Here is a 12,637-nt window from a genome sequence, read left to right on the forward strand (position 1 = left end):
CACGGCATGACCGCATCCGCCGAACTCGGCCTTCCCGCGCTGACGGTGTCGCCCGGAGACGTGGCCACGACGACCCTGACGGTACGCAACGACACCGATATCGTTGAGGCGTACTCGCTCGAGGTGGTCGGGGCCTGCGCTTCGTGGACGACGGTCGAGCCGGCCCGTCTCTCGCTCTTCCCGGGGACGTCCGAGACGGTGACGATACGGCTCGCCCCGGCTCGCTCGCACGAGGTGCGGGCGGGTGAGTTCCCGCTCGGCATCCGGGTGTTGCCCGCCGAGCGCCCCGAACTGGTGACCGTGCCGGAGACGACCGTCACCGTGACGCCGTTCCGGGAGCTGCGCGCCGCGCTCGCTCCCCGGCGCCGCCGGGGCTGGCTCCGCGCCCGCTACCGGACGTCGGTGCGCAACCTCGGGAACACGGCTGCCGTCGTGACGTTCGCCCCGGCGCAGCCCGGCGAGGAGCTGCGCTTCGGGTTCGCCCCGGAGCGGCTGCGACTCGCACCGGGCGAGTCCGCCGAGACCCGGCTGCGGGTGCGCGCGGGCAAGTTGATCTGGTTCGGCAAGCCGGCCACCTGGCCCTTCGAGGTCACCGTCGGCCAGGAGGGCGAGGCCGCCAAGTCGGACGGCCCGCAGCCGGCCGAGCGGCAACACGTGCTGGAGGGCGAGTTCGTCCAGCACGCGCTGCTGCCCAAGTGGCTGCTCGCGCTCATCGCGGCGCTGATCGCGCTGCTGCTGGCCTGGCTCACGCTGGTCCGGCCGGCGGTGCGCAGTTCCGCGAAACAGGCCGCGGACAAGGCCGTCGAGCAGAAGGTCGCCTCGTTCACCCCGGCCCCCGTCGTGGCTCCGCCGGCCCCGGCCCCCGGAGCGACTCCGAGCGGTCAGGGGCAGCCGGGCGGCGCTGCGGGCGGCGGCTCCGGCGGTGGTTCGGGCGGGGGCTCCGGCCGCTCGGTCCCGGGGACGGAGCAGCAGTTCTCCACGACGGTGGACGTGACCACCAACACCGGCGGCTCCGCGGTGGGCGCCTACCGGGTGGACCACGGCAAGGTCTTCCGCATCACCGACATCGTCGCCGCCAACTTCCAGGGCGACCAGGGGCTGTTGACCATCAAGTTCGGCGAGCAGACGATCACGACCATCGCCTTGGAGACCTTCCGCAACCAGGACTATCACTGGGTGACTCCCATCGAGGTCCCCGAGGACCAGACGGTGACGGCGAGCGTGGTCTGCCAGCAGCCGGGTACGCCCGCCTCGGGGAAGCAGGCCGCCCAGTGCCACGAACTGCTGAACGTCAGTGGGCAGTTGAGCGATATCAAGCGCTGAAACCGCACCTCTCCCTCACTTCCCGTTCACACCATGCACCTGTCAATGGAGTGCAACATTACCGGCCGGTTCAGTAGTCGTTTCTAACACCAACCCGGCCTTGATGGGACAGAGAGTGACGTGAGTGACACCCGCCCGGAAGCCCGGCGGACGCCATAGGGCCCGCCGGCACCGGGCATCCGCCCGAACGGGCAAGCGGAGCGGCCCGTTCGTACAGTGGATCCTGCCCTTTCGCCCATGCCTGACACCTCGTCAACCAGCGTGCCCGGAAACAGGATCGCCGACCGGTCGGTCGGTCAGAAACGGGCGGACAGCCCGTCCGGGGTGCCGGTCGGCGGCCGATTACCCTGGAGGCGGTCGGAGCAGTCGGACCGAGGAGGGGCCCATGCCGGAGCACGACCTGCCCACCCACCCGACCGTGCGCACCGCCGAAGGCCTGCTGCGCGGCCGTCTCCTCGGCCGGCACGCCGTCTTCCGGGGCGTCCCGTACGCCCGGCCCCCGGTGGGCGCGCTGCGCTTCGCCGCCCCCGCCCCGGCCGAACCCTGGGACGGCGTCCGCGAGGCGGAACGGTTCGGCCCGACCCCGCCGCAGTCCGGGCCGACGGCCGCGGGCCCGGCCGGAGGCACCGACTGGCTCACGCTCAACGTCCACACCCCCGACCCGGGCGCGGCCGGACTGCCCGTCCTGGTCTGGATCCCCGGCGGCGGCTACGTCGCGGCGGCCTCGGACGACCCCATGTACGACGCCACGGTCCTGGCCGCCGCCGGACTCGTCGTGGTCAGCCTCAACTACCGGGTGGGCGTCGAGGGTTTCGCCCACCTCGACGGCGCCCCGGCCAACCGCGGCCTGCTCGACCAGGCCGCCGCACTGCGGTGGGTCCGGCGCAACATCGCCGCGTTCGGCGGCGACCCCGACCAGATCACCGTCGCCGGCCAGTCCGCCGGGGCCGGCTCGATCGCCGCGCTGCTCACCATGAAGCCGGTGCGCGGCCTGTTCCGACGCGCCGTCACCCACTCGGTGCCGGGAAGCCACTGCACCCCCGCCCTGGCCGCCGACGTCACCGCCGCACTGGCCGGCCGGCTCGGCACCGCGCCCACCGCCGCCGCCCTGTCCGCGGTCGACCCCTGGCGCCTCGCCGGGGAGCTCACCGCCCTCAGCGCCGACCTGCCCGGACACGGCGAGCACTGGGGGGCCTTCGCCCAGTCCGGACTCGCGGTCTGCCCGGTCGTCGACGGCGACGTCCTGCCCGAAGCGCCCTGGCCCGCCCTGGCCGCCGGCCGGGCCGCCGGGATCGACCTGCTCGTCGGCCACACCCGCGACGAGTTCCGGCTGTTCACCGTCATGGCCGGCCTCCTCGGCACCTTCACCGAACAGGACGCCCGCACCGCGCTCGACCTCTTCGCCCCGCAGCCGCACGGCCCCCACGCCTACCGCGCCGCGTACCCGCGGGCCACCCCGGACGCACTGCTGGAGGCCGTCCGCTCCGACGCCCTGTTCCGGATGCCCTCGTTCCAGCTCGCCGAGGCCAACACCGCCGCCGGCGGCACCTCCCACCTGTTCGAGCTGGCCCTGCCCGCGCTCGGCGGGGTCCTGGGCGCCTGCCACAGCCTCGACGTCCCCCTGGCCTTCGGAACGCTGGACAGCCCGATCGGGCGGCAGCTCCTCGGCGACACCCCCTCGCCGGAGGCCGTCGCGGTCTCCGGCGAGCTCCACCGGGCCTGGGTCTCCTTCGCCACCACCGGCGATCCCGGCTGGCCCGCCTTCCACCCCGACGAACAGCTCACCCGCGTCCTGGACGCCCGCCCCCGCACCGTCCGCTACCCCGAGCAGACCGCCCGCCGGATCTGGGCCGGACACCACCCCGCCGCCTTCGACCTGCGCTGACCGCCCGGAACGCCGCCGCAGGGCGGGTCAGCCCTTGACCACGCCCAGCGGCACCAGGCGGGCGACCGGCCGGGCGAGCCCGGCGGCCTCGGTGGCGGCGGCCACCGCGTCGACGTCCTTGTACGCCCGGGGAGTCTCCTCCGCCAGCGCCCGCCAGGACGCCGGCCGCACCGCGATGCCGCGCGCCTCCAGTTCGCCGCGCAGCTGCTCCCCGCGCACCGTCCGCAGCGCCTGGTGGCGGCTCCACACCCGCCCGGCCCCGTGGCAGGCGGAGCCGAAGGCCTCGTTGCCGGGCAGCCCGACCATGACGTACGAGGCGGTGCCCATCGTCCCGGGCACCAGCACCGGCTGTCCGGCCCGCAGGAGGTCCGCGGGCAGGCCGGGGTCGCCGGGCGGCAGCGCCCTGGTGGCGCCCTTGCGGTGGACGCACAGCCGCCGCGGCACGCCGTCCACGTCGTGGGTCTCCAGCTTGGCGAGGTTGTGCGACACGTCGTACACCAGCTCCAGGCCGACCCCGAGGGCGGTGGCGAAGGCGCGGCGGGCCGCCTCGGAGAGCAGCTGCCGGTTGGCCCGCCCGTAGTTGGCCGCGGCGACCATGGCGCCCAGGTAGGCGCGGCCGCGCGGCGAGTCGACCGGGGTGCAGGCGAGCTGGCGGTCGGGGAGCTCGATCCGCCGGCGCTCCAGGTCGCGGTCCATGGCGTGGACGTGGTCGGTGCAGATCTGGTGGCCGAGGCCGCGCGAGCCGCAGTGGATCATGACGCACACCTGGCCCGGCCGCAGGCCGAACGCCGCCGCCGTCTCCGGGTCGTGCACCCGGTCGACGGCCTGGACCTCCAGGAAGTGGTTGGCCGAGCCGAGGCTGCCGACCTGGTGCAGGCCGCGCTCGACGGCGCGGGTGCTGACCTCGCCCGGGGCCGCGCCGGCCAGGACGCCGCCGTCCTCGCAGCGCTCCAGGTCGCGCGGCACCCCGTGGCCGTGCTCGACGGCGTAGCGGGCGCCGCCGAGCAGCAGGTCGTCCAGTTCCTCCGGGACGGACAGCCGCCACAGGCCGCCCCGGCCGAGGCCGCGCGGGACGGTGCGGTCGAGCAGGTCCATCAGGCGGGTGACCCGCTCGGGGTCGAGTTCGTCGCGGCCGACGCCCGCGCCCAGCAGTCGGACCCCGCAGGAGATGTCGAAGCCGACCCCGCCGGGCGAGATCACCCCGCCCTGGTCGACGTCGGTCGCGGCCACCCCACCGATCGGGAAGCCGTAGCCCCAGTGCACGTCGGGCATCGCGAAGGAGGCGCGGACGATGCCGGGCAGGGTCGCCACGTTGGCCACCTGCTCCAGCGCCTTGTCCCCGGCGGCCTGCGGCAGCAGCGCGCGGCTGGCGAAGACCACGCCCGGCACGCGCATCGGCGGGCGCGGTTCGATCCGCCAGCGGCAGCGGCCCGCCTCGACCAGTGCGATCCCCACTTCGCTCACCCCGTTCCGTTCCCGTTGCGCCCGGTGTCGCCCCCGACCCGCTCAGACGTCCACCGTCACCCGGCAGGTCCAGCCGTCCGGGCCGGCGCGCAGGTCCAGATCGTGCAGCGAGACGGCCTTCGGCACGGCGCCGACCAGGGCCGCGGTGGCGGCGTCCGCCATCCGGAAGCGGACCTCGAGGGTCCGGGCGCCGTCCAGACCGCGGATCGGGCCGAGCGCCAGCCCGGCCGGGAGTTCGCCGTCGGCGTCCATCCGGTAGACGACCTCCTCCAGGACGCCCGCGAGCAGGTCCGCGTCGCTCGCCGCGAGGACGGTGCAGCCGCGCTCACCGACGATCCGCGCGCCGGAGAGGTCCGCGAAGCCGCCCACGACGGCGTGCACCAGCTCGCCGATGCAGCCCTCGGCCGTCGGCGCCCAGGCCTCCACCCGCAGGTCCGCCGTGTGCGGCACGGTCCGGTGGCCGCTGCCGGCACGCCCCGCGGGTCCGCGACCGTCCACGAGCGACGCCTCCCGCCCCCGTTGACGTTCCCCCTCCAGCCTCGTCCCGCGCGGCCCCCGGAGGCAACCGCAACGGCGCCCGGGGCGGGTCGGACAGGCTCCAGGCCCTGTCCGGCCGATCTTGCCGGGCCCGCGACGCCGGGCATCCCGCCTGGACGCACGCCCGAATCGCCCAAGTACGCCCAGTACGAGGACGATCCGGGCGCACGCCCAGCCGGGCGCGTAATGGGGGTACCTCCCGGCCGAAGGCTGGGGGAGCCGCGAGCTGATCCGCCAAGATCGACCGGACAGGGCCTAGTCGCGGACCGAGGCGAGGTAGGCGGCGGTCAGGTCGGGGGTCGCCAGCCAGGCGGCGTGGTCGCTCGGCTCCGCGTAGGTGTTGGCGAGCCGGCGGGCGACCTCCTCGTGCTCGGCGGCGGCCGCGAACACGCCCTGTACGTGGTCCGGCACAGTGAGCATCGCGGCGGTGAACTCGACCGCGTGCCGGGCGTGTTGCCGCCAGAAGCGCTCTGCGGTGCGGCACATCCAGTCCGCGGTGTAGGGGGCCTCGCCGTGCTCGACGATCGCCCGCAGGTACGCCTGCGCCGCCCGCGCGGCGCTGTTGGCGCCCTGGCCGGCGATCGGGTCGTTCACCACCACCGCGTCGCCGAGGCCGAGCACGTGGACGGCGTCGACGCCCGTGCCCAGCTCCGCCACCGGCCGCCGCACCACCGGCGTGACGGCGCCGGACAGTCCGGCCCCGGCATCGGTCGGCTCGGCGTCCGCCCACAGCTCCGCCTCCCACGGCAGGTACTCGCGCAACAGGGCGCGCATCCGGGCGAGTTGGACGTCGGGCTCCGGGGCGTCGCGGAACGCGTCCAGCGGCCCGCCGGGCAGCGCCTCCCACAGCAGGATCGCGCACGGGCCGGAGAGGGTCAGGGCCGGTTGCAGGTACAGCTCGCCCAGGCCGGGCAGCGCGTGCATCCGCGCCCGCGGCTCGGTGCCCGGATCCGGCGAGCCCACCCCGTGGACGTACAGGCAGGACAGTGACCGCTGCGGCCGGTCGAACGGCGAGCGGGCGGCGTCGCGTTCGAAGACCCCGGCCAGTTCGCCGCGCCCGGCCGCGACCACCGTCAGCTCGTGCCGGCGGGCGAGCTCACACAGGCCGTCCCGGTCCAGCGAGCGGTACTCGACCCGGCCGCCGCGCTCTTCCAGCAGCTCCAGCCAGCGCGCCAGTTTCAGCCGCTGGTCCACCGACTGGGCGGGCTCGTCGAGCGTCATGGTGAACTCCAGCGCCCGCACCCCGGGCGGCACCGCGAGCACCGACCGGACGGCGCGGACCGCCGGCGCCTCCCCCGCCCACAGGTCCAGCCCGGCCGCCGCCTCGGTCCGCAGCGCCGGTCCGAACATCGCCTGGGTGGACAGCACCCGCCCACCGCGCACCTGCGCGGGGGTGCGCTCGGCGACCAGCGTCACCCGGTAGCCGGCCGCCACCAGCCCCAGCGCGAGCTGCAGGCCGGCCTGGCCCGCTCCGACGACGGCGATCCGGCGCATGGCGGCCTCCAGGGTGGGTGGTCTCGGCTGACGGCGCCGACGGCGGCTCGACTGACGGCCCGTCACGCAGGCACAGTAGCCGAGCCGCCGGGGCGCGTCACCGGGGCCGACTGCGCCCCGGCGCGGCCGCTCAGCCCCGCAGGTGCGCGGTGAGCACCTCGACCACGGCCGCGGTCTGGTCCGCCACGTAGAAGTGCCCACCGGGGAAGACTCGCAGGTCGAAACCGCCGGTGGTGTGCCGGTCCCACTGGGCGGCCTGGTCGACGGTGGCGTTCTGGTCCGTCTCCCCCACCAGCGCGGTGATCGGCTGCGGCACGGTCGCCTCCGGTGCGCAGCGGTACGTCTCGATGGCGGTGTAGTCGGCCCGCAGCGCCGGCAGGATCAGCTCGCGCAGCGCCGGGATGGTGAGGATCCGCTCGTCCGTCCCGCCGAGGCGCACGATCGTGTCGAGCAGCCCGTCGTCCGGCAGCCGGTAGACGGCGGTCTCCCGGGGCAGCGAGGGCGCGCGGCCCGCCGAGACGAACAGCCGCTCGGGCCCCGGGAGGCCGTCGCGGGCGAAGCATCGGGCGGTCTCGAAGGCGACGGCCGCGCCCATGCTGTGCCCGAAGAAGGTCAGCGGCCGGTCCGTCCACTCGCGCAGCTCCCGGTAGAGCTGCTCGGCGAGCTCCAGCACCGAGTCGATCGCCGGTTCGGCGAAGCGGTTCTGACGGCCCGGGTACTGGACGGTGAGCACGTCGGCGTAGGGCGCGAGCGCGTTGGCGTACTCCATGTAGTAGCTGGCGGAGCCGCCCGCGTGGGGGAAGATCACGATCCGGGCGGGGGCGGAGTCGGACGGACTGAAGCGGCGGAACCACGGGTTGTCGACGGCGGCACTGCTGGACATGCGGATGCGGACCTCTCTCCGTGACGAACTCTGCTGGCCCTAGTCTCGCAGGGCCCCACCCGACGCGGGCCCGAAACCCGGCGGTTCGACGATCTTGGGGCCCGCCGGCGGTGACGGCGATCTGTCAGTGATCTGCCGGTCAGGCCTGTGATCGTGGGGCTGCCGGCGGGGCCGCAGGCCCGAATCGCGGGTGTCCCGGCGGCCCCGAATTCGCCAGGAGGTCATCAGCATGTCGTCCACAACCCGCAACCGGCCGTGGGACGTTCACCGGCCGCCGGCCGCCGCCGGGAGGAGCGTCCTGGTCACCGGGGGCAACGCCGGTATCGGCTACTTCGTCGCCGAGCAGCTCGCCGGGGCGGGCGCCACGGTCGTGCTCGGCAGCCGGGACGCCGGTCGGGCCGGGGCCGCCATGGCGTCGATCCGCTCCCGCGTCCCCGGCGCCGTGGTGCGCAACCTCCCGCTGGACCTCGCCGACCTGCCCTCCCTGCGGGCCGCCGTGGACGGGCTCGCCCTCGACCACCTCGACGCGGTCGTCCACAACGCCGGGGTCGCGCTGGACGATCCGCCGCGCCGGGAGACCGGGGCCGGGCACGAGCTGATGTTCGCGACCAACCACCTCGGGCACGTCGCGCTCACCCGCTGGCTGGCCCCCCTGCTCACGGCCGCACCGGCGGGCCGCGTCGTGACGGTCGGCAGCTTCGCGGCCCGCTCGGAGCGACTGGACCTCGACGACCTCCAGTCGGCCGTGGACTACCGGCCCAAACGCGCCTACGGCCGCTCGAAACTGGCGCAGATGACCTTCGGCCTCGAACTCGACCGACGCCTCCGCGCCGCCGGCAGCACCGTGCTCAGCCTGCTGGCGCACCCCGGCGGCGCACTCGACTCGCTCACCCCGCCCCGCCCGCCGGTCCACACCCGGACCGTCGCCGAAGGCCTGCGCGGCCTGCCCGCCGGGCTCCTCCTCCAGGGCAAGGACCACGGCGCGTGGCCGATCGTCCGGGCCGTCCTCGACCCGCAGGCCCAGGGCGGCCAGCTCTGGGGCCCCCGCGTCTTCGGCCTGCGCGGCGCCCCCCGCCTCGAACCCGCCCAGCCCCACCTGACCGACCGTGCCGTCGCCGACCGCCTCTGGGACGCCACCTGCCGCCTCGCCGCCGTGGATCCCGGCCTCGGCCTCCTCTGACCACCGCTCCGGCCAGGGGACTTCACCGCTCCCGGCAGCTCAGGCACTGCTCCCGGTCACCGCCTCCGCCGGGGGCCTCACCGGGCAGGGCCGAAGTGGACGGCTGTGGCGCGGGAGCGGGAGGCGGTGTCGAGGAGGAGGACGGAGGCCGCTTCCGGGGTCGGTGTCGGCGTGCCGGAGCGCGTGTGGCGGGTGAAGGCGGCGAGCAGTCGGTCCAGGCCCCGGCGGTGGCGGGCGAAGACCCGGGCGGAGGCGTGGCGGCCCCGGGCGCGCTGGCCGTCCAGCGCGGTGGCGGCACCGACGTCGAGCAGCACCAGGTGCAGTTGCCGGCCCTGCCGGGCGGCCTCGCGGGCGAGCCAGCGGCGCATCCAGGCGCGGCTGCCGCAGTCGTGCACCAGCAGCGGCCCGCCGCGCCGCACGGAGGAGCGCAGCAGCCGGACGTGCTCCAGCCGGGCCCAGGGCCGGTAGACCGCGTACGGCAGGCGGGCGGGCATGACCGCCTCGCAGGCCTCGTGGACGGCGCGCGGGTCGACGGTCGGCACCGTCCCCGCCCCGGACCAGCGCCGCAGCAGCGTGCTCTTGCCCGCGCCCGGCAGGCCCGACACGACCACGACGGCATCGGGCGGGTAGCCCACGGTGAACGCCGCCCCCGCGACGCCCCGCAGGTCGAGGACGCCGTGCGGGCGCTCCTCGGCCCCCTGCCCGCCCGGCGCCTCGGCCGTGCCCGTGCTGGTGCCCACGTGTCCCCCGTCCCTGTCCGACGGGGAACCCTAACAACTCCCGGCCGCGGGTACGGCACTCCGGTCCGGGCACGGCAGGACGCCCCGGCAGCGGCCCCTGCCCCCGGGATCCCCCACACCACTCCACCACCGCACCCGCCCTAAGCTGACGTCCCATCAGACAGGAGGCCGCAGCATGGCGGATTCGGGGCCGACGTACACCGGGCTGGTGTTGGCGGGGCTGGAGCGGGATCCCGGGCGGGTGGCGATCCGCTGGGGGGAGGAGGCACTGACCGCCCGGGAGTGTCTGGACGGGGTGTACCGGACGGCGCGGGCGCTGGCGGGTGCCGGGCTCGGGCGCGGGGACGGCGTGACGGTGCTGGCCGGGAACCGGCCGGAGGCGGTGCTGGTGCGGTTGGCCGCGAACCTGCTGGGGTGCCGGGTGGCGATGCCCCATCCGGACGGCCCGGTCGGCGAGTCGGTGGCGCTGGCCGGGTTCGCCGGGACGTCGGCGCTGGTCTTCGATCCGGCCCGCTGCCGGGCCGCCGCCGACGGGATCGCGCGGGCGTTGCCCTCGGCGGGTCTGTTCGCGCTGGGGCCGTCGGAGCTCGGGGTGGACCTGTCGGCGGCGGCCGCGTCCCGCTCGCCGGACCCGCTGGCCCCGCGGTTCCGCCCGCAGGACGTGATGGCGGTGCGGTTCACCGGCGGGACGACGGGCCGGCCGAAGGGGGTGTTGCGCCGGTTCGCCCGGCCGCCGCGACCGGCGCTGCTGTCCGGTTCGACGTTCCTGCTCTGTACGGAGCTGTGCCACGGCGGCGGTACGACGGCGGATCTGGCGCTGGCGGCGGGCGGCACGGTGGTGTTGCAGGAGGCCTTCGCCGCCGAGGCGGTGCTGGCGGCGATCGAGCGGTTCCGGGTCTCCCGGGTGTATCTGCCGCCGCACCTGCTCTACCGCGTGCTGGACCATCCGCTGCTGCGCGCGACCGACACCGGCAGCCTGCGCCGCGTCACGTACACCGGCTGTCCGCCGTCGCCGCGCCGGTTGGCGGAGGCGACGCGGCGGCTGGGCCGGGTGCTGCACCAGACGTACAGCCTGACGGAGTGCGGGCCGGTGACGAGGCTGGGCCCGGACGAGCACCTGGACCCGCGGCTGCTGTCGACGGCCGGGCGCCCGTTCCCGGACACCGAGGTGCGGATCGTGGACGAGGAGGGGACGGTGCTGCCGGCGGGCCGGACCGGGGAGATCTGCGTCCGCACCCCGACGGCGATGGTCGGCTACTGGCGCGATCCGGAGCTGACCGCCCGGGTGCTGCGGGACGGCTGGCTGCACACCGGCGATCTGGGCAGCCTGGACACGGCCGGCTATCTGACGGTGGCCGGGCGCCGCCCGATGGCGATCGTGGACGGGCACAACGTCTTCCCCCGGGACGTCGAGGAGCCGCTGCGTGCGCACCCGGAGGTGCGGGAGGCGGTGATGTTCGCGACGGCCGGACCGGACCGGCTGGAACGGGTGCACGCGGCCGTGGTCACCGGGCCGGGATCGCGGGCGACGGCGGAGGAACTGCGCCGCTGGGCCCGGGAGCGGGTCGGGCCTCGGTGCGCTCCGGACTCCGTCCTGGTGCTGCCGGGGATCCCGCTGACCGGGGCGGGGAAGCCGGACCTCGACGCGCTGCGGGCGTTGGCCACGTCCTCGCAGGAACGGACCGTCATTCCCACAGGGGCGCGCGAGGGAGTGTGACGCGCCCTACTGATGCTTCGAGCGCCCGCGCGGGCGACCTCTCGCGCGGCGGACGACGGGAAGAACCGCCTGTGGACACTCGACCGTGCGGACCGAACTGCCGATACAACCCCGGCGGCCTTCCTCCGCACCGTCCCCAGGAGGCACTTCCTTGACCTGGCTACGCGTCCTGACCGCACTCGGAATCCTCGCCGTCGCGGCCAGTGCAGTGCTCGTCTTCGCCCTCTGCACCGCCACCGCCCGGGGCGAGCGCGCCGGTGAGGACGCACCCGACCCGCGCGCGGACGCCGAAGGCAGCGGGCTCTTCCAGCGGATGGGCGGCGACAGCTGACGGACCAGCCGGCCGCCGCCCCTCCGCTTCCTCGGTGCCCGTCGCCTCAGTGCCCGGCGATGTCGTCCGGGCGGACCTCGATGTGGTCGGCCGCGAGGTCGACCGCCACCCGGTGCTCCATCCCGAGCGACTCCAGGAACTTGACCGGCAGCTGCACCCGCCCGGTGCGGTCCAGCATCACGTACTCGCGCTCGTTGACCGACTCCTCGCCGTGCTCGTCCGTGACGGTGCGGCGCAGCACCTCGCTGCTGGTCCGGCCGTCCCGGATGGCGACCGTGCGGCGCACCTCGCCCGCGACCATCGGGTCGTGGGTGACGATGACGACGGTGGCGCCGAGTTCCCGGTTGACGGTGCGGAAGGACTCGAAGATCACCCCCGCGGTCTCGGAGTCCAGCTCGCCGGTGGGCTCGTCGGCGAGCAGCACCGGCGGGTTGTTGGCCATCGCCACCGCGATCGCGACCCGCTGCTGCTGGCCGCCGGAGAGCTCGTTGGGGCGGCGGTGGGCGAGGTCGCCGATCTCCAGCGCCTCCAGCAGCTCGGCCACCCGGTCGGCCTGCTGCTTGGCCCGCCCGGCCCCGGCCCGGCGCCCGCGCAGCTGCATCGGCAGGGCGACGTTCTCGGCGGCGGTGAGGAAGGGCAGCAGGTTGCGGGCGGTCTGCTGCCAGATGAAGCCGACCACCTCGCGCCGGTAGCGCAGCCGCTCCCGGGCGGACATCTCCAGCAGGTCGCAGCCGGCGACGGTGGCGCTTCCGGCGGTCGGCACGTCGAGCCCGGCGAGGATGGTCAGCAGGGTGGACTTGCCGCTGCCGGAGGCACCGACCAGGGCGACCAGGTCGCCCTGCTGGATGGTCAGCTCCAGCCCCTGCAACGCCTGGACCTCGACGCCCTCGGCGCTGAAGATCCGCACCAGCCGGTCGCAGACGATGGCCGCGCCCTCGCCGTACGCCTTGGGCGAGGCGGCGGCGAGGGCCCGCTGCCGGAGCTCCTGCAAGCTGGGGGCATCGGCGACCGGCTGCTCCTGGGGAGTGCTCTTCACCGCTCGTCTCCTGTCTTGACTGTCCTAGAGGTCCTGGCGGTCCTGAA

11 protein-coding genes are annotated in these 12,637 nt (G+C 75.5%); 5 read left to right on the forward strand and 6 right to left on the reverse strand.

Annotation, left to right across the window (positions count from 1 at the left end; all coding sequences use genetic code 11):
- Positions 1 to 6: 6 nt before the first annotated feature.
- Complete coding sequence (locus ABT015_RS22750) at positions 7 to 1,323, forward strand: COG1470 family protein (RefSeq protein WP_350881837.1); 1,317 nt, start codon at positions 7 to 9, stop codon at positions 1,321 to 1,323.
- Between the two features lie 385 nt (positions 1,324 to 1,708).
- A complete protein-coding gene (locus tag ABT015_RS22755) occupies positions 1,709 to 3,208 on the forward strand; it encodes a carboxylesterase/lipase family protein (RefSeq protein ID WP_350881839.1) in 1,500 nt (499 codons plus the stop codon).
- Positions 3,209 to 3,235: 27 nt separating this feature from the next.
- On the opposite strand, the gene ABT015_RS22760 is transcribed toward ABT015_RS22755, so the two are convergent.
- The 4 genes from ABT015_RS22760 to ABT015_RS22775 all read right to left on the reverse strand — a co-directional run bounded on the left by ABT015_RS22760 (position 3,236) and on the right by ABT015_RS22775 (position 7,586).
- Positions 3,236 to 4,663 carry an RtcB family protein gene (locus ABT015_RS22760; RefSeq protein ID WP_350881841.1) on the reverse strand — a complete coding sequence of 476 codons (1,428 nt, stop codon included), beginning with the start codon at positions 4,661 to 4,663 and terminating at the stop codon, positions 3,236 to 3,238.
- A gap of 51 nt (positions 4,664 to 4,714) precedes the next feature.
- Complete coding sequence (locus ABT015_RS22765) at positions 4,715 to 5,170, reverse strand: archease (protein WP_350881843.1); 456 nt, start codon at positions 5,168 to 5,170, stop codon at positions 4,715 to 4,717.
- A gap of 294 nt (positions 5,171 to 5,464) precedes the next feature.
- On the reverse strand, positions 5,465 to 6,769 hold the full coding sequence (locus tag ABT015_RS22770) for a styrene monooxygenase/indole monooxygenase family protein (RefSeq protein ID WP_350881845.1): 1,305 nt from the start codon (positions 6,767 to 6,769) through the stop codon (positions 5,465 to 5,467).
- 64 nt (positions 6,770 to 6,833) lie between these two features.
- Positions 6,834 to 7,586 (reverse strand): thioesterase II family protein, encoded by a 753-nt coding sequence (locus ABT015_RS22775; protein WP_350881847.1) that lies wholly within the window; start codon positions 7,584 to 7,586, stop codon positions 6,834 to 6,836.
- A gap of 229 nt (positions 7,587 to 7,815) precedes the next feature.
- Between ABT015_RS22775 and ABT015_RS22780 the strand changes: the two genes are divergently transcribed.
- Complete coding sequence (locus ABT015_RS22780) at positions 7,816 to 8,766, forward strand: SDR family NAD(P)-dependent oxidoreductase (RefSeq protein ID WP_350881849.1); 951 nt, start codon at positions 7,816 to 7,818, stop codon at positions 8,764 to 8,766.
- Between the two features lie 77 nt (positions 8,767 to 8,843).
- Here ABT015_RS22780 and ABT015_RS22785 read toward each other — a convergent pair whose 3' ends face one another.
- Positions 8,844 to 9,506 carry an AAA family ATPase gene (locus ABT015_RS22785; RefSeq protein WP_350881851.1) on the reverse strand — a complete coding sequence of 221 codons (663 nt, stop codon included), beginning with the start codon at positions 9,504 to 9,506 and terminating at the stop codon, positions 8,844 to 8,846.
- A gap of 175 nt (positions 9,507 to 9,681) precedes the next feature.
- On the opposite strand from ABT015_RS22785, the gene ABT015_RS22790 reads away from it, so the two are divergent.
- Entirely contained in the window at positions 9,682 to 11,223 is a 1,542-nt protein-coding gene (locus ABT015_RS22790) for an AMP-binding protein (RefSeq protein ID WP_350881853.1), read from the forward strand.
- 151 nt (positions 11,224 to 11,374) lie between these two features.
- Positions 11,375 to 11,554: a hypothetical protein gene (locus ABT015_RS22795; protein WP_350881855.1), complete on the forward strand. Its 180-nt coding sequence runs from the start codon at positions 11,375 to 11,377 to the stop codon at positions 11,552 to 11,554.
- A gap of 46 nt (positions 11,555 to 11,600) precedes the next feature.
- Here ABT015_RS22795 and ABT015_RS22800 read toward each other — a convergent pair whose 3' ends face one another.
- The gene (locus ABT015_RS22800; RefSeq protein ID WP_350881857.1) at positions 11,601 to 12,590 is read right to left on the reverse strand and encodes an ABC transporter ATP-binding protein; all 990 of its coding nucleotides are present in this window, start codon (positions 12,588 to 12,590) and stop codon (positions 11,601 to 11,603) included.
- Between the last annotated feature and the right edge of the window lie 47 nt (positions 12,591 to 12,637).

The organism is Kitasatospora sp. NPDC094016 (assembly GCF_040304045.1).
In the GTDB taxonomy this organism is placed as follows: Bacteria; Actinomycetota; Actinomycetes; order Streptomycetales; family Streptomycetaceae; genus Kitasatospora.

Coding starts and splice junctions, on each gene's coding strand:
- ABT015_RS22775 (WP_350881847.1), bottom strand. CDS start 7,586: ATGTCCAGCAGTGCCGCCGTCGACAACCCGTGGTTCCGCCGCTTCAGT.
- ABT015_RS22780 (WP_350881849.1), top strand. CDS start 7,816: ATGTCGTCCACAACCCGCAACCGGCCGTGGGACGTTCACCGGCCGCCG.
- ABT015_RS22755 (WP_350881839.1), top strand. CDS start 1,709: ATGCCGGAGCACGACCTGCCCACCCACCCGACCGTGCGCACCGCCGAA.
- ABT015_RS22750 (WP_350881837.1), top strand. CDS start 7: ATGACCGCATCCGCCGAACTCGGCCTTCCCGCGCTGACGGTGTCGCCC.
- ABT015_RS22790 (WP_350881853.1), top strand. CDS start 9,682: ATGGCGGATTCGGGGCCGACGTACACCGGGCTGGTGTTGGCGGGGCTG.